Here is a 22,251-nt window from a genome sequence, read left to right on the forward strand (position 1 = left end):
GGAAGATTGAAATGTTAAAAATAAGCGTAGATGTTGTATCAACGGATTTTTATTCTGCTACGATAATCTCAATGTCATAACCTATGAACGGTCCGCTCCGTCTATGGCTTATCGTTGATTTAATGATGCTTTGTTTGTATGTGTGATTGTATGTGTGTATATTTGTTGCATCAATAAGATAAATATACTGATAATCAAATAATGGCACGTCCGATTCAAAATACTCCTACTATAAAAGGTGAGGATGCTAAAAGATTTAGAAAAGAACTTTTGGAATCTCTTACCAAGAAGCTTACGCCCGAAGAAAAGGCTGCAAAGAAAAAGGAAATCAGAGAGATGGAAGAAAGTTATAATTTGTTAGTATCGATTTCTGGTGGAACATTCTATTGACTTTTGGGAGTTGCTGAAACAGGGAAAAGTAACAGTAACCCACTTAAATACAGATTATGAGTTTAAGTCGTTCAAATGTTAACGAACCTCTGTATTCTATTAAACCGTGTTATAAATCATCTTGCTTCGCCCCGAAAATTTGGAGATATGCCGAAAGTCCGTATCTTTGTACTGTGTTTTTCATAGTATTAGATTTAAGGTTAACAAAGATTGGCTGTCTGGGATAGATAGCCTTTTTTTATGTCCCTACCCTTCGTTACAGAATCAGCCAGATTGCGACTGCCGTGATACCATGTGGAACTGACATAAGAAGAAAGCATCCCTGCCAGATAGACAATTGAATTATTCCGCTTATTCCTTTTTTAGAATGATTTTGCCACCATATTGTCCTGCCACCAGTTTACGGAAACCGATGAATGCCTCGTATTCATCAGGAGCATAAATCCCTTTCGGCATGAATAAACGATGAACGATATGTATCTCCTTGTCCTTCACCTCGACACTGGAGTGGAAACTCCCGAATTTGCCCGTCACATCAATCGGTTTCGGAAGCCCTTCGATGGCATATCCTTCCGGCAAACGGATGCGGATGCTGTCTGTGTCCGAATAGCCGTAGTTGATGTGGATAGGATACGTGCGCTTCGTGACGGAAGGGACGCTGAATCCTTTTCTGAAAATGTTGGCGGGGACAAACAGGCGGTTTCCCGTCTTATGTCCGTATTGGTTGCTGTTGACGGAATAGTCGAAGGTGATGGACGGGGCTGTCTCTTTGCACTCTTTTATTTGCAGGTTCAGGATATCTGCTTGAGACAGGTTGATGTCCGCACGGATGCGGTCTTTCTGCTTGTTGGGTTGAAGGTAAACGATGCCCGCTTCGTCTTCGTATTGGAACAGGCGGGACACCTCGTTGACCGATATTTTCGCTTCCGCCGTGGGGGAGAGGGTGACTTCGGCGACGATGCATTGCGTGTTCAGCGAATCGGGATAAGTGGGCAGACGGTGTATCCTGCCGCCTTCCGGTTCTATCAACAGGGCGTCGTGTCCGGCAATGCCTTGATGGACGTAGCCGAAAGGAAGCTGCGGATTGGTACATTCCAGCCAGAGCGTATCCTGCGGAAGCGGGACTTGTAGAATGACATGGTTCATCTGGTTGGCGCTCGAAAAGTCGGGGAGCAGCCGTTCGTTGGTGGTGCTGATGACTGTGTAAGTAGAGGGAATACCCAGCTCTTTCAGCATGGCACGGGTGTAGTTGGACAAGCCTTTGCAGTCACCGAACCCCGTGCGGCAGACGTCTGCGGCGGCGATAGGCTGCAAGCCGCCGATGCCTAACTGGATACTGACGTAGCGGGTAGTCTTGGCGAGATAGTCGTAGACGGCTTTCACTTTCTCCCGGTCGGTGGAACAGTGGGCGGTCAGCTCGTGCAGTTTGGCGCGGAAAGGGTCGGTGAGCTGGTCGCGTCCGTCGAGCAGTTGGTACTGCCATTCTCCGTATTTCTGCCAGGTGCTCAAGTCTCCTTCGGATTTGTCGTACTTGAAAGCGGAAGGGGCGAAATAGACGCGGGGGAATAATTCGGCGGAGCTTGGACCGAAAGGTTCCCTGAGGATGGGAGACAGTCGGTGTGCGGTGACTTCTATCACTTGCTGGCCTTCGGGGCCGGTGGATTCTTTCGCTTCGATTCCTTTTCCCTGCGTGTTCAGTTCGCGGTATCGGCATCCCTGTCCGGCGGGAAGTTCAATCCGGTAGGCGGCTTTCTCTACGCCTTGGTTGAAGCTTGTTTGCGGGACGAAGGTGGAGTAGCCGATTAGTCCGTTGTTGCATTTCATTTCCCATTCGTACTTCACCGTGAAGGGGAAAGAGGGGTAGTTGCACTCGTAATAATAGAAATAATCGTCCGTGGTGAGCGAAGAGCTGTATTCGCTCTTTTGAAGGTCGGATTTCTTAATCTTGCGTACGGTCTGTCCCGAAGCGTTGATGATTTCTCCGGAGAATTTCTGTAAGGAACGGAACATGTCGCATCCGCAATAGAAGGCGGCGTCTTCCAGACCTTTGCGGTTGAGTATGGTGATAGTCCGGCTTTCCTTTTCTACGGATTGGGTCATTGACTTGCAGAGGATTTCTGTCCGGGCGTCCGTGACGACGGAGTTGGCATCCTTCATCGTGTCTTGTGCGCGGACGGGCGTTGCCAGAAGGCTCAGGCAAAAAACGACATAAGACAGGGTGGATACTTTCTTTATGAAGTGCTTTATGGAGTTGGATTGATTGGGATGTTTCATAATATATAAAGATTGAGCATTGTCAGTGCTATGCTTGCTCCGGCGCTACACCGGCTACGTCGGTTATATTTTCTTGAGTACTAATATCTCGTTGTTTTTCTCGGCAATCAGTTCCCAGAAGGATTTCACCAACTTGTATTCGCTGGTGGGATAAATCAGTTTGTTGGAACTGAACGAGTAGGTGATGATAAGCTGGTTGCCGTTCTGATGTACGAGGTAGCGGCAGAATCCCTGTTTGTCTTCCGTAAACGCATTCAAGGGAGCCGGCAGCTCGTCGACGGTATATCCTTCGGGGATGGTGAGGTTGGTCACTTGAATGATTTGTTCGGCATAAGGCATTTCCAGCGGCAGTTGGCGTTCGGCCTGGGTGAACGGGCATTTGCTGACATGCAGGAAAACCATCGGGTTGATGTAAATCAGATTGTCGTTCACGTTCGCTTGTTTTTCAAATTCGAGTCTCTCCTTTACGATGGAAGAGAAAGCGTTCACGTCTGTGGTTGAGAATGTTTTCACTTTGATGTTTTCTTCCGTTTCCAGTTTGCTGATAAACTCCGCGCTGTCCTTGGCAGCGTGATAGTTTCTGCGGAAGTTGGCGGCGTGCTGTCCGGTGTATCCGGTCTGGCGGGTTCCTGTTATCCGTCCGTCGGGATGAATCTGCGCATTGACGGACGAGCGGATTTGGTTCTTGCCGAGTTGGCTGAGGTCTATCCAGTTGCCCCCGTCCGCTTTGCTGAGGAGACGGGCGCGGTCTACCATCAGTACAGGTGGCAGCGTGTTCATATATCCGTTGGTGACGGAGCCGTCGAGGAATACGAAAGTGCTGTCCGTGTCCGCTATGCCGACTACGAACGTGTTCAGTTTCTGGATGGAAGGGTGCGAGAGTGGAAGAATCCCCAACGTCTTGCGGCTCATCACGGCCGGATAGCAGGGAATCTGCGCGTCACGCAGCATGCTCATGAGTACGAAGTTGATGTCCGCGTTGCTGCCGGTTCCGTTCTTTATCGCTTTTCTCACTTCGCTGCCGTAAAGTCCGTATTGACCGTTCCATGACATTTTCTTTTTGAGGAAGGTGTAGATGGCGGCAATCTTGTCCTGCCTGTCGGTCAGTTTGTCGAGCGCCAGTGCAGCCATTTCGTCGCGGTAGGGATTACGCATTTTGAGCAGGGAGCCGAAGTCCTCGTCTTCGAGCAGCATCTTGTCGATAGTCTCCCAGGTGTTGGTGAACGATTTGTAGAGTGAGCCGGGGAAGTTGATTCCACGCAGTTCGAAGCCGACACCGCTCATGTAATCGTCCGCGCACCATACGTATTTGTCGGGGCGGAGGGCAGGCAGTTGCTTGCCGGTAAAACTTAGGTGGCGTCCGCTGCAGAGGAGCTGTTCCACTTGGCCGTTTTGGTAGTGGAGCGTGTAGGAGAGGCTTTCCGACTGGTCTTTCATGTTCAGTGAATGTGTGCCTCTCATGTCGAGGTTGAACAGGAAATATTCGGGGATGGTGATGTCATATTGCGTGTGGATGACGGGGATGCTTTTCTGCGCTTCCCAGTGGTTGATGCTGTAATAGAAGTCGGAGTTGAGCTGGTATTTGTACTCGAATACGGTTCCCTCACGGACGGCGGGGATGGAGAACTTTATCTGCATATAGTTCTTGTTGAGCCTTTCTTCGAAGACGAGGTCGCGCTTCATCTTGGTGCGTACTATCTTGCCGTCTTCGAGGTTGTAGGCGGAAGCGTCGAGCTGGGTGATGTTTTCTTTCATGATGCCGCCTGCTTTTTCTTTCGAATAATAAGGTATGATGATGTCCGCATAGGATGTGCCTTCGGATTTCAGTACCTTTATTTTTATCTCGTAGGTGTATACGAGCCGGAAGTCATTGTGCAGCAGGTCGTAGCGGGCGTTGTTTTTGGCGTACAGTACGACGGCGGTTGCGGCGGTGTCCGGTGCGTAGGTGGTCATCTTCAGCTCTTCCATGGTGGGTTTGCCGTATTTCATACTGGGGTTGATGACATCTGTGGCTGTTTGCTGCGAGTAAACGGGCGACAGGAATTGGAATAGTAATGCGCAGAGAATGAATAGTTTTCCCATTGTTAGTGTTTTTTTAGTACTATTCCCGCAAAGATAAAAAAAATAGAGAAAGGTGGTACTCCTTTCTCTATTTTTTTATTTATCGTATGGAAAAATATTATACTAAGTGTCCAATCCACTCTTCACGGTCGCCCGGAAGAAGGTCGATGACGGGAACTTCCACCATAGTGTAGCATCCCGGCTGTTGTTTCATCGAAGCGCGTGCCACGCATACCAATACCTGTGCGGTCAGTGCGGGGTTGTTGATGCGCATATTAAATTCGAACAACTGGTTCTGCGTTTTTCCCGATACGCCTTTGCGAGTGAGATTTACACCGTGTCCCATGTCGAGCAGCGCGTCTACGCTCGGGACGAGTTTCACGTGCGTCTCGTCGTTCGCGAAGTAAGGGTCTGCCTTGATGGCGGCGGCCACTTCTTCAAACTTGTATCCGTCTTTCAGTTCGATGTACACCATACGGCGGTGGATTCCCGTACCGGTGGGGATGGTCATGGAAAGGGCGGCTTTCACTCCGTCGATGGCTTTCACGGCTACGGTGTGTCCCATGCTCATGCCCGGGCCGAAGTTGGTGTAGGTGATACCTTTCGGGGCAATCGCTTCGAGCATCGTACGCACGATGGAGTCACTTCCCGGGTCCCAGCCTGCGGAGATGATGGATACGGCTTTGTGTTCTTTGGCGGTTGCGTCCAGTGTGCGGCGCAGGTCGACGATGCCGGTGTGAATATCGAAACTGTCTACGGTATTGATGCCCATAGCCAGATATTCTTTTGCATATTTCTCAACGCTGCGGGTGGGCGTGCAAAGGATTGCCACGTCTACGCCTTCCAGCTCTTTAATGTCCTTTACTACTGCGTAGTTTGCCAGTTCTTCCGGTTTGTTCTCTGCTCCTGCACGACGAACTACCCCGGCTATTTCGAAATCAGGCGCTGCTTGTAGCGCTTCAAGTACGTAGTGTCCAATGTTGCCATAACCGACGATGGCGGCTCTTACTTTTTTCATTCTTTTATTGGTTTTATATGAACATTTTTCTTTATTTCTGCTGCAAAAGTAAACAAATTATTAGGAAGGATTGTTTGTGGGCGGCATTATTTTTATTTTTTTTTAGATTCGCTACGGTTTGCATGGGATACGACTCGTGTATGCGTCAGATTTTAACTGCCGGGCTCTTAAAACGAATAATCTGTAGAAAACGGGATAATCTGTGGCGGGAAAGTTTTATCTTTGTTCCCATTATGATAGAATATATTAGAGGCGAGCTTGCCGAACTCAGTCCGGCAACCGCGGTAATCGACTGTAACGGGGTGGGGTATGCCGCCAATATATCCTTGAATACCTATTCGGCTATTCAGGGAAAGAAAACTTGTAAGTTGTATATTTATGAGGCGATTCGTGAGGACGCGTATGTGTTGTATGGCTTTGCCGAGAAGCAGGAGCGGGAGATTTTCCTGTTGCTGATTTCTGTTTCGGGCATCGGCGGGAATACGGCACGCATGATTCTTTCCGCCCTTTCGCCTGCCGAACTGGTGAATGTAATCAGTACCGAGAACGCGAATATGCTGAAAACGGTGAAAGGTATCGGTCTGAAGACTGCGCAGCGTGTGATTGTCGACCTGAAGGACAAGATTAAGACGATGGGAATGTCTGCTGCGGGCGGTGTTGCCGGTGCGGGTGGCATGTTGCTGCAAGCTGCCAACGCGGAGGTGCAGGAAGAGGCTGTGGCTGCGTTGACGATGCTCGGTTTTGCCGCTGCGCCTTCGCAGAAGGTGGTGTTGGCTATCATGAAGGAAGAGCCGGATGCTCCGGTGGAAAAGGTTATTAAACTGGCTTTGAAACGATTGTAACGATTAAAACGACTGTAACGATGAAGGAACAGAAGATTTATATGCGGGCATGGACTGAGGTGCATGGTCGTGCGAAGGTGACGGCTACGGATGAGTGGTATCTTAATTTGGCTAACGAACTGTTGCCGTTGGTGGCGAACTCTTATATGTATCAAGGCAGGGAAATGGTGGAAGACCAGCGACGGGTGGCTTTGTCGTGTGCCCTGTACCTGGAAGATTGCGTGGCGGACGCGGGAAACTGGCGGGAGTTCATTCATTGGCATAAGGAGAATTACGGTCGTTACCTGCCGTTCTATCCATTGTCTGAGGACTACTTGCCGGATGAAATCAACCGTGAGGACATCGCTTTCTTGCTGTGGGCTATCAATTCGCCGGTCGGTGATGATTTCGACTGGGTGGAGAATCCGATGGACAAGGATTTGCTGGAGTTTGCGGGGGTGCTTTACGAGCGTTTGGATGCTGTTTTCGAATCGGCTCCTATCAGCGAACATCTTGCTCCGGGCTGGATGATGGAGACGGAGTTGATGCGGAAGAAACGTGAGCCTCTGCCGGTGGCTTTGCCGGGAGAGAAGATGCCGACGAATGTGGAACGTTTCTTGGAGGCAAGTAATGGAGAGCCGCTCATGTTCTTTGGTTCATACAATGCGCTGAAATTCTTCTTTGTAAATTCGTTGAAGTGGGAAGATGAGGAAGATGCTTTGTTGCCGGATTTGGCGGAGTTCGATAATTTCGTTGTTTACGGCAATCCGAAAGGATTGTTGATAGGCCCTGATGTTGCCGAATTCTTTGCTGACGGGAATAATCCGTTTTATAGTGTCGAAGAGGCTGAGGAAGGGGCGTATGAAATGTTCTGTGAAGAAGGGCTGTGTCCGTTCGACTTGCTGAAGTATGGAATGGAACACAATCTGTTGCCGGACGCACAGTTCCCGTTCGAGAACGGAAAGGCGCTGTTGCAGGAAAATTGGGATTTTGTGGCTCGCTGGTTCTTGGGTGAGTTTTATGAAGGAGAATAAGGAGTAAGCTATGCCGATAAAAAAAAGTAATAATCCTTTTGCCGGAAAGGCAAAGTCAGGAGCCGGGAAAAAGAAGAGTTCCGGAAAACGGGTGGGTAAGTCGAAGCCGGAAAAGGCTAATAATCAGTTGAATAGAAGGGTGAAGTAAGGTCAGGCTGCTATAAGGGTGTTCCGCATGGCTCGGGACTGACTAAAAAGTCGATAGTATCTAAAATTCTCCTTCCCGAAGGAGGAGAGTGGATATACTACCGACTTTTTAGTTACCCCAATGGAGTTACTCAGACTATAATGGAGTTACTCAAACTTATATTAAATTTGCATTACATTATAATCCATACTTTATATTGTTTCTAGTTGTACTCTTAATTAGGTATGTTAGTCGGCAACCTCTTCCTGCGCTTTCCGTTCTTTTTTCTTATTGATAAACTCGATTTTCAGATTGGCTTCTTCTTGTTCTTTCTTAATCTGCTGCATGGTGGAAAGAATTTGTGCCAACTCGTAGACAGATGCCGCAGCCTGGCGGTCGGTCGGACTCATGGTTGTCTTGTAGGCACGGTCGCCGAGGTATTCTACGCGTAGATTCTTGTCTTTGTTGAGGTTGATAAATCCGATAACGTTTCCGTCCTCTCCCAGTTTGTAGTCCGCTTTCTCTATCTTTTCATTCATGTCGGTCGTTTCATAGCTGTCTTTGGAAGCCGGAGTTTCGGCAAAGCTGCCGTCGGGGGCAATCACTTTGACACCTACATGATGGATATTGCCTGCACCGCAATAGATGGAAGTCATGCTCATGTTGCCCTGTTCGTCCACCTGGAAGCGGAGAAAGGAGCGGTGCATGTTCTTTTCTATGGTTTGTGCAGGGTGGAGATAATTGCCTACCTGCTGGTATTCGGCGTCCTTTTCGAGGATGAATTTGTCTTTGATGGCGTTGAACGCTTCGGTCTTCGCCTGGAAGGCGCTGTCGAGGTAAGCGAGTGTCTTCTGCTGTGCCTTTGTCTCTACATCGAGCATCAGTGCCTGTCCCGCTTTGCGTGCTTCGAAGGCTTTGGGGTAGAGGATTTTGATACTGTCGATTTGCGACTTGGCTTCTTCGTAGTCGCCACGTTCGTAGGCAGCCTTGGCAACCGCCAGTTTTTCATTGGCTTTTTTCTCAAGTCCGTTGCCGCAGGCAGCCAGTGCCAGCGTGCCGCAAAAGAGGATAATCAGTTTTTTCATCACAAGTCTTATTTACTATTTTATTGTTTACGGTTTACTGTTCAAGACAGACAGGCTGTTTCTGATTCATTGTTCACTTATTAACGGCAAAAGTACAAATATATCCCTTATTTTTGTAATTTTGCACCCTCAAAACGTATAACTAAAAGGAATGATAGAGTTGACTCAAGAGGAATTGAAGCAGCAATTCAGCGAACCCATCTTCAGACAGATAGCCGAAACGGCGGATGCGCTCGGTTTGGAGTGCTATGTGGTAGGCGGTTATGTTCGCGATATTTTTCTGCAACGTCCCTCTAAAGATATAGATGTAGTAGTTGTAGGCAGTGGAATTGCAATGGCGGAAGCACTCGGCAAACGTCTGGGACGGGGTGCGCACGTTTCTGTTTTCAAGAATTTCGGGACGGCACAGGTAAAATATAAAGGTACGGAAGTGGAATTTGTCGGTGCTCGCAGGGAATCGTACCAACGGAATTCGCGCAAACCGATTGTTGAGGACGGTACGTTGGAAGACGACCAGAACCGTCGGGATTTCACAATCAACGCTCTTGCGGTTTGTCTCAACAAAGCACGTTTCGGCGAACTGGTAGACCCGTTCGGCGGTTTGGATGATATGAAGGAGAAGACGATTCGTACTCCGCTCGACCCGGATATTACTTTTAGTGACGACCCGTTGCGCATGATGCGTTGCATCCGTTTTGCTACGCAGTTGGGTTTTTATATTGACGATGATACTTTCGACTCGCTTTGCCGCAACAAGGAACGGATTGAGATTATTTCCCGTGAGCGCATTGCGGACGAACTGAACAAGATTATTCTTTCGCCGATTCCCTCGAAAGGGTTTATCGACCTCGACCGTAGCGGGTTGCTGCCGTTGATTTTCCCGGAATTTGCAGCGTTGCAAGGGGTGGAGACACGGAACGGGCGTTCGCACAAGGATAATTTTTATCATACGCTCGAAGTGTTGGATAATATCAGCAAGAAGACTGATAATCTTTGGTTGCGTTGGGCGGCGTTGCTGCACGATATTGCCAAGCCTGCCACGAAACGGTGGGAGCCGAAGGCGGGATGGACGTTCCATAATCATAATTTCATCGGTGAGAAGATGATTCCGGGGATTTTCCGGAAGATGAAGTTGCCGATGAATGAGAAGATGAAATATGTGCAGAAGCTGGTCAGCCTGCATATGCGCCCTATTGTCATTGCGGATGACGTGGTGACGGACTCGGCGGTGCGTCGTTTGCTCTTTGAGGCGGGCGATGATATTGATGACTTGATGATGCTTTGCGAAGCGGATATTACTTCCAAGAATGTGGAACGCAAGCAGCGTTTCCTGAATAACTTCCAGTTGGTGCGCCAGAAGTTGAAAGACCTGGAAGAAAAAGACCGGGTACGTAATTTCCAGCCGCCTGTGAGTGGAGAGGAGATTATGGAAATCTTCGGTTTGCAGCCGTGCCGGGAAGTAGGCGTGCTGAAAAGTGCGATAAAGGATGCTATCCTGGACGGTGTGATTCCCAATGAATATGAGGCTGCCCATGCTTATCTGATGGAGCGGGCGAAGAAGATGGGGTTGATGCCGGTTGATAAATAGATATTCTTTATAAGAACAGGAAGTTTATCAATAAGCAGGAAGTATATTAGTAATAGGAAACTTATTAATACGTAGGAAGTGTAAATAATAAGATACCTTATTGGGTAATATTACTCAGGCTCGGATTACACAGATTAAAGTAATTTAAATCCGTGTAATCCGAGCCTGAAATATAATAATCACTTATTTCTTTATCAGTGTAGTTGTTATTTAGGCAATGTCACAGAGAAATGTGGATTCGGAGTATGCTGCTCAAAGATGATGGCTTTCATCTTTTCTACGATGTCCGGATGTTGGAGTGCTATGTCGTTATCCTCGTGAATATCAGTCTTCAGATTATAAAGTGAAGGTTTTCCATTCTTGACGATTAGCTTCCAGTCTCCCATACGTACCGCTATCTGATTCGTTTCATTGAATTCCCAATACAGGAAGTCATGCTGTTTCTGTTTTTTCTTGCCCAGCAATGTCGGAGCGAAAGAGATTCCGTCGAAATAATCCACATCTTTCTCCTTGTTGCGGTATTTCTTTTCGTAGTTCTTGATGCCGGCTATGTCGCAGAAAGTAGGCATTAAGTCGTAGAAAGCACAGATGTGGTCGTTCACCTCACCGGCAGGCACATGTCCCGGCCAACGGGCGATGAATGGAATGCGTATGCCGCCTTCGTGGCATTGGCGTTTCAGTCCGCGCAGCTTTCCGTCTCTGCCGAAGAAAGTGGGGTCGGCTCCGCCTTCTTCGTGAGGGCCGTTGTCACTGGAGAAGATGACTAATGTGTTTTCGTCCAGTCCTTTCTCTTTCAGCTTCTTCAAGACTTCGCCTACGTAATAGTCGAGGCGGGTAATCATGGCGGCAAATTGGGCATGTGTATGCGTGATAGCGTTGTAGCGTGAGCCTTCATTGCCTTTGAATACTTTGTCCGGGTCAAATTTAGCCTTGTATTCGTTCAGGATGGAATCTTCCGGCTGAACAAGTTCCGCATGGGGCAATGTGTAAGTGAATACACCGAAGAAAGGCTGTTTGGCGTCTTGTTGGTCAAGCCATTCCATTGCTTTCTCATGAATCATGTCGGCGGAGTATTGCGAGCGTTTCTGGTATTCGGGACCGTACATCGGATATTTGATGTTTTCGTCCATGATGATACGTACTACGCCCGTATCGCCCAGCGCTTTGCTGTAACGGTTGAGGAAGTTGGGATAGTAGAGATGAGCCTGGAATTGGCAGATATAGCCGTAATATTCGTCTATGCCCCGTTTGTCGGGAGTGGAGCAGGAACCTTCGTAACCGCCCGCCCATTTGCCGAACATACCTGTGGTATAGCCGTTGTCTTTCATGATTTCCGGTAGGATGATGTGGTCAGGGTCGTAAGGATGCTGTCCCACTACGGAATATTCTTTGTTGTTTCCGTACATGATGATGGGGGAATTTACCCAGTATTCCTTGTTGCCGCGTACTTCGCAGTGGCCGCTGTGTTGTCCTGTCATGAACGAAGCCCTCGAAGGAGCGCTGACGGGGCTGCCCGCATACGCTTGCGTGAAACGTATGCCTTCGCTTGCCATAGCGTCGATATGAGGAGTGCGTATGAACGGCTGACCGTAGCATCCCAAATCTCCGTATCCCATGTCATCACAAAGGATAAAAATAATATTGGGTTGGGCATTCTTTTTCTGTGCATTGGCAGACAGGGCGGATAAGAGTAGTGTGCCGCCAACTAGTGAGATTGATTTATAATCCATAATGTTGTTTGATTTTTTAAAGTTGAATGTATATTTTTTAAGGTTGAATGTATGAGTGTCCGGATTTATTTGCCTATAATATCCTTTCCGTCACGTACGCTTTGGAGAATATTTTGCAGTTCAGTCACTTTTTCAGGCATTTGGGAAGCATAGTTGGTCACCTCTTTTACTTCCTGCATTTTGTAGAGTTGTGGCTCTTTGGAGTTTCCGGTTTCTATTTTCGGTCCCCACTGAATCATTTTCGGGCCGTCGCTCGGTTCGATGTATTTCCAGTCTTTGGTGCGGACGGACAAAGTGTGGTTGGAAGCCTGTTCGATAACCCACGGGCGGTCTTTTTTGTCTTTGCCCAACCAGCTTCCGAGGAAGTCGTAGCTGTCCGGTGCTGTGTTCCTGGGCATAATAGCTCCGGTCAGTGAAGCGAGGGAAGCCAACCAGTCGATTTGTGAAACCAATAAGTCCGAAGTCATGCCTTTTTTCACTCCGGCAGGCCAACTGACGATGGCGGGGATACGGGTTCCACCTTCGAACGCGCTGTATTTGTTACCTCTTAGCGGTCCGGCGGGGCTGTGTCCGTTGAGGAGTTCTTCCGCTTTATCGTCATATCCGTCGTCTACTACCGGTCCGTTATCGCTTGAAAGGATAATGAGAGTATTTTCTCTCAGTCCCAGTTTCTCCAGTGTGTTCATGATTTCGCCGACGCAATAGTCGAACTGTACGATGGCGTCACCTCTCAACCCCATCGGGTTCTTGCCTCTGAAACGGTCGTGAGGGAAGCGGGGAACGTGTACGTCGTTCGTTGCGAAATAGAGGAAGAAAGGTTTGTCCTTGTTTTCTTCGATGAATTGAATGGCGTGGGTGGTCAGTGAGTCTGCTATATTCTCGTCTTTCCAGAGTGCCTTGCCGCCGCCTTTCATGTAGCCGATACGGGAAATTCCGTTGACAATGGACATGTCGTGACCGTGGCTGGGTTTCAGGTTATACAGCATTTCTGGATTGCTTTTTCCGGTAGGTTCGCCTTCGAAGTTCTTCTGGTAACTTACTTCGATAGGTGCGCTGGGGTCGTAGTTGGCTACTTTCCCGTTTTCGATGTACACGCAGGGGACGCGGTCGGCTGTGGCAGCCATGATGTAATGGTAGTCGAAGCCTAAATCGCCCAGTGCGCAGGGCAGGGGAGCGTTCCAGTCTTGTGTGCCCGCCTTGTCGCCGAGTCCAAGATGCCATTTGCCGACGGCAGCGGTAGTATAGCCCGTACTTTTGAACATATCCGCCATCGTGTACTGTTCGGGACGGATAATCATTCCGGCGTTTCCGGCAGCTACATCCGTTCCTTTTTTGCGCCATGCGTATTCGCCTGTCAGCATGGAGTAGCGAGAAGGGGTGCTGGTTGCGGCGGTGGCATGGGCGTTTGTGAAAAGGATTCCTGATTCAGCCAGCCGGTTGACGTTGGGCGTTTCTACGTTTTTGGCTCCGTAGCATTGCAAGTCTCCGTAGCCGAGGTCATCGGCGTAGATGAATACGACGTTAGGGGCTTTTGCCTTTTCCGATGTTGTGTTTCCCGGCGTTTTGTTCGTTGCGTTTACTGCGCAAGCAACAGAAGATGCAAGGGTTAGAATCAAAGGTTGTTTCATCATCTTGTTGGGGGAATTAAATGGATTAAAATATTGATATAATGGGCATGTCTTTCAATGTATGTATAAAAAATAAATGATTTTGCTTTGAATAACAGAGAGCCTCTTCTGGTGTTTGAGACTCTCGTTATAGTATGTTTTGAATGCTCTTGTAACGAAGAAATCAGCTTAATTCGATAATTTCCTCATTGCAATTAGTCAGCTTTTCGATTCCTTCATTGGTGACTACCCAGGAGTTTTCTATACCGACAGGACCTACACCCGGCAGAACGATTTTCGGTTCGAGGGCAAACACCATTCCCGGCTCCAGTTCTTGCTTCATGCGGGGGGCGAGTACCGGTGTTTCATTGATTTCGAGTCCGATGCCGTGACCGATAAACTTGGCTTGCTGACCTGTACCCATGAATTTATCTGCAAATCCGGCTGCGGTGGCAATTTCGATAGCTGTATCATATAGTTTCTCGCAAGAAACACCCGGACGGGCTATGGAAGCAATCTTTTCCTGAATATCGAGGCAGACTTGGTGGGCTGTATAAGCCTCTTCGGATAGCTTTCCGATAGAGAATACGCGGCTCATGTCTCCCATATATCCGTTGAAGTTGCCGCCCAGGTCTACCATGACGCTTTGTCCTTCTTTCAGCGGGGTCTTGTTGGCTCCACCCGGCAGGGCAGGGTCAAGACCTTGACCACCCAGGGCAAAGTCATACGGAGAAGGATAACCGGCATTGTCTCCGGTCAGCACACTGCCCATGAAGATTTCCATGCTGCGTCCGAATACACGGAAAATACCCAAACAGCCTTGCAGACGCATCAGACGTTCTATTTCGATAGAAAACTCGATGTCTGTCATGCCGGGGCGATATACGCTCGGTATCAGGTCGTACGCTTTTGCGTGGGCGATGCCCGAACGGCGGAACATTTCGATTTCAATAGGAGTTTTTACACTGCGTGCCTGGCGAATTAGCGGAGTTCCGTTCACAACTTCTGCTTCTGGGAACAGGCTTGCCAGACGGCAATATTCTGTGTAGGGAAGCTCATCGCCTTCCAGCATTAACTTTGCAGGCATCGGCAATCCCTGTTCTTTCAGCAAATCGACAATTTGTTCCGGTTTGCGGATAGGGAAGGCATGTTCGCCTGTGATATTATTGGGACGCTTGAAAAATAGCAATGCAGGTGAGTGGAGAGGGAGATAAATATAACCGCTGACTACGCAACCATAAGTATAAATCAAATTTGCATTACAAGTGATTAGCGCAGCATCAATGCCCTGTAACGCCATCAGACTGCGAATCTTATCGCGACGGAATTTTAATTCGGGTTGTAGCATCTTTATTTATTTGTTACATGATTATTTGTTGTAGAACTATTGGGGGTTACCCTATGATGCCACAAAGATAATTAATTCCGTGGAAAATATAGTTATTTTCAGAAAAATAGCGCTGCCCGCGTCCTGTCACAGGAGACGAGCAGCGCAAACCACAAATACAAATACAACTAAACAAAGTCTTTGAATAAATTGAAAATTAAAAATTGAGAGTTGAAAAATAAATGTTTTGCTGACTAAAGTAGTCTATTACCAAACGGTATTATTTTTTAATTTTTAATTCTCAATTTTCAATTTAAATAACGCCTTGTCCCATCATTGCGTGAGCTACTTTCATAAATCCGGCAATGTTGGCACCCTTCACATAATTAATGTATCCGTCGGGCTCCGTGCCGTACTTCACGCATTGCGCATGGATACCGTGCATGATTGCGTGGAGTTTTTCGTCCACTTCGGCGGCACTCCAGCTCAGGTGCATGGCGTTTTGAGACATTTCCAATCCGGAAGTGGCAACACCACCTGCGTTGACTGCCTTACCCGGTGCGTACATCTTTTTATGTTCGATGAAAAGGTCGATGGCTTCCGGCGTACAGCCCATGTTGGAAATTTCTCCGACGCAAAGTACGTCATTTTTTATGAGATTTTGAGCATCTTCTCCATTTAATTCGTTCTGAGTCGCGCAAGGAAGTGCAATATCCGCTTTTACTTCCCACGGACGCTTGCCTTCTACGAAGGTTGCGTTCGGATATTTTTCTGCGTAAGGAGCGACGATGTCATTACCCGAAGAACGGAGTTCGAGCATATAGTCTATCTTTTCACCGCTGATGCCGTCCGGGTCATAGATATATCCGTCCGGACCTGAGATGGTGATTACCTTGGCACCTAGTTCGGTAGCTTTGGTTGCTGCGCCCCAGGCAACGTTTCCGAATCCGGAGATGGCTACTGTCTTGCCTTTAATATCAATGTTTTTTGCCTGCAACATTTGATTGACAAAATACAGACCACCGAAACCGGTAGCTTCGGGACGAATCAGAGAACCACCGAATTCCAATCCCTTTCCGGTGAAGGTGCCTGTAAATTCACGGGTCAGTTTCTTGTACATTCCAAACATATAGCCTACTTCACGTCCGCCTACGCCGATGTCACCGGCAGGCACGTCCATGTCGGGACCGAGATGACGCCATAATTCCAGCATGAATGCCTGGCAGAAACGCATGATTTCAGCATCGCTCTTTCCACGTGGAGAGAAGTCGGAACCGCCTTTGCCGCCGCCCATAGGCAGGGTAGTGAGTGCGTTCTTGAAAGTCTGTTCGAAACCGAGGAATTTCAGGATGGAAAGGTTCACGGAAGCATGGAAACGGATACCGCCTTTGTACGGACCGATAGCGTTGTTGAATTGTACGCGATAGCCGAGATTGGTTTGCACTTCACCTTTATCATCTACCCACGTCACACGGAAAGTAAAGATACGGTCGGGTTCCACCAATCTTTCTATGATTTTAGCTTTTTCAAATTCAGGATGTTGATTGTATATATCTTCAATGGAGAGAAGAACTTCTTTTACTGCTTGAAGATACTCAGATTCACCGGGATGCTTTGCCTCTAGAGAGGACATGATTTTTTGGATGTTCATGATACTATATTTTAAAAGGTTAATTCTGATAAAATGTCAACTAACTCACTGCAAATATAGGGAAATTTTTCAAAGTTGCTTATTTTGATGCCGATATTTTGATTAAATAATGATAAAATGTCAGATTTTTCTGCTGAAAAACACAAAGCCCCGCGACCTGTAATGTAAAATACAGGCTACGGGGCTTCTATGTGTTTACAAATAGAAAGTCGCGCTTTAGAATTTCGGTTTCATTCCCAGATTATACATGATAAATCCGTAGATGTCTGCTTGTTCTTCCAGCACTTTCGCCATCGGTTTGCCGGCACCGTGCCCGGCTTTGCTGTCGATGCGTATGAGTGTGGGGTTCGTGCCGTCATTATCAGCTTGCAGGGTAGCGGCAAACTTGAATGAGTGGGCGGGAACTACGCGGTCGTCATGGTCGGCGGTGGTGACGAGGGTTGCGGGATAGTTGGTGCCCGGTTTGAGATTGTGCAGCGGAGAGTAGCCTTTGAGGTATTCGAACATTTCTTTGCTGTCTTCGCTTGTCCCGTAGTCGCTTGCCCAGTTCCAGCCGATGGTGAATTTGTGGTAGCGGAGCATATCCATTACACCTACTTGCGGGATGGCAACGCGGAACAGGTCGGGGCGTTGCGTCATGCAGGCGCCCACCAGCAGACCGCCGTTGGAACCTCCTACGATGGCTATCTTGTCCTTATCGGTATATTTCTGGTCGATAAGGTATTCAGCAGCAGAGATAAAGTCGTCGAATACGTTCTGTTTCTGCATTTTGGTTCCGGCTACATGCCAGTCTTCACCGTATTCACTGCCACCGCGAAGGTTGACTTGGGCATAGATTCCGCCGTTTTCGAGGAACGGGATGCGGATGGCGCTGAATCCGGGGTTGAGGCTGATGCCGAAGCCGCCGTAACCGTAGAGGAATACGGGGTTCTTGCCGTCTTTCTTCAGGTCTTTCTTATAGGTAAGGAACATCGGGATTTTCACACCGTCCTTGCTGGGATAGAACACTTGTTCGGTCACGAAATCGTCCGAGTTGAACTGTACTTTCGGTGCGCGGTATAGTTCGTAGGTGTTGCTGTCCATATCATATTTATAAGTAGCGCCGGGGATGGTGAAGGAAGTGAATCCGAAGAAACATTCCTTGTCGTCCTTGTTGCCGCTGAAACCTACGGAGCCGAGCGACGGTAATTCGATTTCCTGCAATTGCTTGCCGTCGAGGTTGTAAACATAGGCGTGGTTGGAAGCGTCTTTATCGTAGGTAAGGAACAGTTTGCCGCCAATCACCTCTGCGTTTGAAAGCACGGCTTCCGATTCGGGGACGAGTTCTTTCCAGTCTTCCAGTTTGGGGCGGTTGATGTCGGTCACCATGATTCTGTTTTTCGGTGCGCCATAGTTGGTGTAGATATAAATCTGGTCGCCGATTACTTCAATAGGGTAGTATTGGTAGTCGAGGTCGGTAGTCAGTTGGATGAAAGGGGAGTTGGGCTTTTTCAGGTCGCGGATGAACAGGTTGTTTCCTCTTCCGGCACCGGATTCTGTCAGGAAGAGGATGCGTTCGTCTTCACTGGTGCTGGAAGTATAGAAACGTTTCGGATAAGCCGGATTCTGATAAACCAGTTTGTCTTTCGATTGCGGTTCACCAATTTTATGGTAATAGATTTTATGATTCTCGTTTACGTTGGAGAACTCTTTTCCTTTGCTTGGAGCATCGTAAGCACTGTAATAGAATCCGTCTCCCTGCCAGGCGGCGCCGGTGAACTTAGCCCATTCGATGTGGTCTTCCAGCAGTTTGCCGCTTTCGGTGTCCATAACATAAATCTCAGACCAGTCTGAGCCGCAGCGTGAAATGCTGTAAGCGGCGTACTTGCCGTCGTTGGAGAAATAAAGACCTGTAAGGGCTACCGTACCGTCTTCCGACAGTTTGTTCGGGTCGAGGAATACGCGGGGTTCACCGTCAAGGGAATCCTGCACGTAGAATACACTTTGGTTCTGCAAGCCGTCGTTCTTGCTGAAGTAATATTTTCCATGTTTTTTGATTGGGGCGCTGATTTTCTCATAGTCGGCCAGTTCCGTCAACCGTTTCAAGAGGTTTTCCCGGAAAGGAATTTGGCTCAGGTACTCGTTCGTCACTTTGTTCTGTGCTTCTACCCAGGCGGTAGTGGCTGCACTGGTGTCGTTTTCCAACCATCTGTAAGGGTCGGGGACTTGCGTACCAAAGTACACGTCTATTGTGTCTACCTTTGCCGTCTCGGGGTAGACCAGCTTTTTCTGCTGGGGAGCGCATGACATCACCATGATTCCACTCATTAATAAAGTTACCTTTTTCATGTGAATAAAAAGTCTTTTTGAATAAACTTAAAGTTACAAATCTACAAAATAATAAGAGATAAACAAGTAAACTTTATAAAGAAGATGGTGGAAAATGAGATTTAAAGAATTAACTTTGCAAAATGTGATTTTGAAGAATGACGACTTGAATAAGAAAGGAGAATATTTTTTATGCTCAGTAAATATAAATTAAACCAGCTTTACTTCAAAGATACGCAATTCGCTAATTTAATGACCCGGCGAATTTTTAACGTGCTGTTAATAGCCAACCCTTATGATGCTTTCATGCTCGAAGATGACGGGCGCATTGACGAGAAGATTTTCAATGAATACACTTCATTGTCTCTGCGTTATCCGCCCCGGTTCTCGCAAGTGTCTACGGAAGAGGAAGCGTTGGCGCAGTTGGAAAGTATGTCATTCGACCTGGTGATTTGTATGCCGGGCACAGGGGATAACGACAGTTTTGACATCGGCCGGCATATCAAGGAGAAATACGAGCATATTCCTATCGTTATCCTGACTCCTTTTAGTCATGGTATCACGAAACGAATCATCAACGAGGATTTGAGCGCGTTCGAATATGTGTTCTGCTGGTTGGGAAATACCGACTTGTTGGTGTCTATCATTAAGTTGATGGAAGATAAAATGAACCTCGAACATGATGTGCAGGAAGTGGGTGTGCAGTTGATTCTGCTGGTAGAAGATGGCATCCGCTTCTATTCTTCCATTCTTCCGAATCTGTATAAGTTCGTTTTGAAGCAAAGCCAGGAATTCTCTACGGAAGCTCTGAATGCGCATCAACGTACGCTTCGTATGCGCGGGCGTCCTAAAATCGTGTTGGCGCGTACGTATCAGGAAGCGATGGAGATTTATCGCAAATATCAGAATAATATATTAGGTGTAATCACCGATGTGCGTTTCCCGAAAGTGGAACGGGGAGAGAAAGACGGTCTGGCAGGTATCAAGTTATGTGCCGAGATTCGTAAGGACGACCCGTTTGTACCTTTGATTATCCAGTCGTCCGAATCGGAGAACTCTTCTTATGCAGCGAAATACGGTGCGAGCTTTATTGATAAGAACTCGAAGAAGATGGACGTCGATTTGCGCCGTATCGTTTCCGACAATTTCGGTTTCGGTGATTTTGTTTTCCGCAATCCAGAGACGGGTGAGGAGATAGCGCACGTTCGTAATCTGAAAGAGTTGCAGAATATCCTGTTTGCCGTGCCTGCTGAATCTTTCCTGTATCATATCAGCCGCAATCACGTGTCCCGTTGGCTTTATTCGCGGGCTATGTTTCCTGTGGCGGAGTTCTTGAAACCTATCACCTGGAGCAGTCTTCAAGATGTGGACGCTCATCGCCGCATTATCTTCGAAGCTATCGTGAAATACCGCAAAATGAAGAATCAAGGGGTCGTGGCGGTCTTCAAACGTGACCGTTTCGACCGTTACTCCAATTTTGCCCGTATCGGCGACGGTTCATTAGGTGGAAAAGGACGTGGACTGGCTTTTATCGACAATATGGTGAAGCGTCATCCGGAGTTTGACGAGTTTGAAAATGCGCGGGTTGCTATTCCCAAGACGGTGGTGCTCTGTACCGATGTGTTCGATGAATTTATGGATATTAATAATCTGTATCAGATTGCCCTTTCGGATGCAGACGATGATACGATTCTGAGATATTTCCTGAAAGCAAAATTGCCGGACAGACTGGTAGAGGATTTTTTCACTTTCTTCGATGTAGTGAAGTCTCCGATTGCCATCCGTTCTTCTTCTTTATTAGAGGACTCTCACTATCAGCCTTTTGCCGGAATCTACAATACATATATGATTCCTTATCTGGACGACCGCTATGAAATGTTGCGTATGCTTTCCGATGCTATCAAAGGAGTATATGCTTCGGTCTATTTCCGCGACAGCAAAGCGTATATGCAAGCCACTTCGAATGTAATCGACCAGGAGAAAATGGCTGTAATCTTACAGGAAGTGGTGGGCAATCAGTATGGCGACCGCTATTATCCTTCCATGTCCGGCGTAGCCCGTTCATTGAATTATTATCCGTTGGGCGATGAAAAGGCGGAAGAAGGAACGGTAAACCTGGCTTTAGGATTAGGAAAGTATATTGTAGATGGTGGCATGACGCTCCGTTTCTCTCCTTATCACCCGAACCAGGTATTGCAAACCAGCGAAATGGAAATAGCCTTGAAAGAGACGCAAACCCGTTTCTATGCTTTGGACTTGAAGAACGCAGGGCATGATTTCTCTATCGACGACGGCTTCAACCTTTTGAAACTTCACGTGAAAGAGGCGGAAAATGACGGTGCTTTGCGCTACATTGCTTCCACATACGACCCGTATGACCAAATTATCCGGGATGGCTTGTATCCGGGTGGCCGTAAAGTGATTACGTTTGCCAATATTCTGCAACATGATGTTTTCCCGTTAGCACGTATTCTTCAATTAGTGTTGAAGTACAGTGAACAGGAGATGCGCCGTCCCGTTGAAATCGAATTTGCAGCTACGCTAAGCCGTGAGCAGGATAAAACGGGCACTTTCTATCTTTTGCAAATCCGACCTATCGTAGATAGTAAAGAGATGTTGGACGAAGATTTGAACGATATACCGGACGAGGATGTAGTGCTTCGTTCTTATAACTCATTGGGACATGGCATTATGAATGAAATTTGTGATGTCGTCTATGTCAAGACCGACGGTTACAGTGCTTCGAATAATCAGGCTATTGCCTGGGAGATAGAAAAGATAAACCAGCAATTCCTGAACGAAGGAAAGAATTATGTTCTTGTCGGGCCGGGACGCTGGGGAAGTAGTGACACATGGCTGGGTATCCCGGTGAAGTGGCCGCATATCTCCGCCGCCCGTGTAATCGTAGAAGCTGGATTGACCAATTATCGTGTAGACCCTAGTCAGGGTACGCACTTCTTCCAGAACTTGACTTCTTTTGGCGTAGGCTATTTCACCATCAACGCCTTTATGAATGATGGAGTCTATAACCAGGAATTCCTCAACGCACAGCCGGCAGTGGAAGAGACAAAATACCTTCGTCACGTCCGTTTCGAAAAACCGATGATTGTCAAGATGGACGGGAAGAAAAAGCTCGGGGTAGTCCTGATGCCGGGCATCGACAAATAAGTTCTGTTAACACTCGCAATTTGAATAAGGAAAGTTCTGTTTTTCATATGAAAGACAGAACTT

Annotated in this window: 15 protein-coding genes; 6 read left to right on the forward strand and 9 right to left on the reverse strand. The window is 47.6% G+C overall.

Annotated features, from left to right (window positions below; genetic code table 11):
• Positions 1–201: 201 nt before the first annotated feature.
• Positions 202–390 carry a hypothetical protein gene (locus tag CLIN57ABFB40_RS01515; protein ID WP_136014629.1) on the forward strand — a complete coding sequence of 63 codons (189 nt, stop codon included), beginning with the start codon at positions 202–204 and terminating at the stop codon, positions 388–390.
• Between the two features lie 351 nt (positions 391–741).
• Here the strand turns inward: CLIN57ABFB40_RS01515 and CLIN57ABFB40_RS01520 are convergent, their stop codons facing one another.
• The 3 genes from CLIN57ABFB40_RS01520 to CLIN57ABFB40_RS01530 all read right to left on the reverse strand — a co-directional run bounded on the left by CLIN57ABFB40_RS01520 (position 742) and on the right by CLIN57ABFB40_RS01530 (position 5,743).
• Entirely contained in the window at positions 742–2,664 is a 1,923-nt protein-coding gene (locus CLIN57ABFB40_RS01520) for a transglutaminase domain-containing protein (RefSeq protein WP_175628590.1), read from the reverse strand.
• Positions 2,665–2,727: 63 nt separating this feature from the next.
• On the reverse strand, positions 2,728–4,746 hold the full coding sequence (locus CLIN57ABFB40_RS01525) for a DUF3857 domain-containing protein (RefSeq protein ID WP_254871677.1): 2,019 nt from the start codon (positions 4,744–4,746) through the stop codon (positions 2,728–2,730).
• Positions 4,747–4,843: 97 nt separating this feature from the next.
• Complete coding sequence (locus CLIN57ABFB40_RS01530) at positions 4,844–5,743, reverse strand: diaminopimelate dehydrogenase (protein ID WP_175628591.1); 900 nt, start codon at positions 5,741–5,743, stop codon at positions 4,844–4,846.
• A 233-nt stretch (positions 5,744–5,976) separates the two neighbouring features.
• Here CLIN57ABFB40_RS01530 and ruvA point away from each other — a divergent pair, with 233 nt between their 5' ends.
• The 3 genes from ruvA to CLIN57ABFB40_RS01545 are packed head-to-tail and all read left to right on the forward strand — an operon-like array spanning position 5,977 to position 7,746.
• Positions 5,977–6,585 carry a Holliday junction branch migration protein RuvA gene (gene ruvA, locus CLIN57ABFB40_RS01535; protein WP_175628592.1) on the forward strand — a complete coding sequence of 203 codons (609 nt, stop codon included), beginning with the start codon at positions 5,977–5,979 and terminating at the stop codon, positions 6,583–6,585.
• Positions 6,586–6,605: 20 nt separating this feature from the next.
• Positions 6,606–7,598 (forward strand): DUF3843 family protein, encoded by a 993-nt coding sequence (locus tag CLIN57ABFB40_RS01540; RefSeq protein ID WP_175628593.1) that lies wholly within the window; start codon positions 6,606–6,608, stop codon positions 7,596–7,598.
• A gap of 10 nt (positions 7,599–7,608) precedes the next feature.
• The gene (locus tag CLIN57ABFB40_RS01545; RefSeq protein WP_175628594.1) at positions 7,609–7,746 is read left to right on the forward strand and encodes a hypothetical protein; all 138 of its coding nucleotides are present in this window, start codon (positions 7,609–7,611) and stop codon (positions 7,744–7,746) included.
• Positions 7,747–7,973: 227 nt separating this feature from the next.
• Here CLIN57ABFB40_RS01545 and CLIN57ABFB40_RS01550 read toward each other — a convergent pair whose 3' ends face one another.
• A complete protein-coding gene (locus CLIN57ABFB40_RS01550) occupies positions 7,974–8,810 on the reverse strand; it encodes a hypothetical protein (protein WP_175628595.1) in 837 nt (278 codons plus the stop codon).
• A gap of 151 nt (positions 8,811–8,961) precedes the next feature.
• On the opposite strand from CLIN57ABFB40_RS01550, the gene CLIN57ABFB40_RS01555 reads away from it, so the two are divergent.
• The gene (locus tag CLIN57ABFB40_RS01555; RefSeq protein WP_175628596.1) at positions 8,962–10,398 is read left to right on the forward strand and encodes a CCA tRNA nucleotidyltransferase; all 1,437 of its coding nucleotides are present in this window, start codon (positions 8,962–8,964) and stop codon (positions 10,396–10,398) included.
• 206 nt (positions 10,399–10,604) lie between these two features.
• Here the strand turns inward: CLIN57ABFB40_RS01555 and CLIN57ABFB40_RS01560 are convergent, their stop codons facing one another.
• The 5 genes from CLIN57ABFB40_RS01560 to CLIN57ABFB40_RS01580 all read right to left on the reverse strand — a co-directional run bounded on the left by CLIN57ABFB40_RS01560 (position 10,605) and on the right by CLIN57ABFB40_RS01580 (position 19,041).
• Entirely contained in the window at positions 10,605–12,128 is a 1,524-nt protein-coding gene (locus CLIN57ABFB40_RS01560; protein ID WP_175628597.1) for an arylsulfatase, read from the reverse strand.
• A 65-nt stretch (positions 12,129–12,193) separates the two neighbouring features.
• The gene (locus CLIN57ABFB40_RS01565) at positions 12,194–13,756 is read right to left on the reverse strand and encodes a sulfatase family protein (protein WP_175630316.1); all 1,563 of its coding nucleotides are present in this window, start codon (positions 13,754–13,756) and stop codon (positions 12,194–12,196) included.
• 163 nt (positions 13,757–13,919) lie between these two features.
• Positions 13,920–15,083: a M24 family metallopeptidase gene (locus CLIN57ABFB40_RS01570; protein WP_175628598.1), complete on the reverse strand. Its 1,164-nt coding sequence runs from the start codon at positions 15,081–15,083 to the stop codon at positions 13,920–13,922.
• 292 nt (positions 15,084–15,375) lie between these two features.
• The gene (gene gdhA, locus CLIN57ABFB40_RS01575; protein WP_175628599.1) at positions 15,376–16,713 is read right to left on the reverse strand and encodes an NADP-specific glutamate dehydrogenase; all 1,338 of its coding nucleotides are present in this window, start codon (positions 16,711–16,713) and stop codon (positions 15,376–15,378) included.
• A gap of 216 nt (positions 16,714–16,929) precedes the next feature.
• Positions 16,930–19,041: a prolyl oligopeptidase family serine peptidase gene (locus tag CLIN57ABFB40_RS01580; RefSeq protein ID WP_175628600.1), complete on the reverse strand. Its 2,112-nt coding sequence runs from the start codon at positions 19,039–19,041 to the stop codon at positions 16,930–16,932.
• Between the two features lie 171 nt (positions 19,042–19,212).
• Between CLIN57ABFB40_RS01580 and CLIN57ABFB40_RS01585 the strand changes: the two genes are divergently transcribed.
• Entirely contained in the window at positions 19,213–22,188 is a 2,976-nt protein-coding gene (locus CLIN57ABFB40_RS01585) for a PEP/pyruvate-binding domain-containing protein (RefSeq protein WP_175628601.1), read from the forward strand.
• The last annotated feature ends 63 nt before the right edge of the window (positions 22,189–22,251 follow it).

It is taken from the genome of Bacteroides acidifaciens, from assembly GCF_903181435.1.
GTDB lineage: Bacteria > Bacteroidota > Bacteroidia > Bacteroidales > Bacteroidaceae > Bacteroides.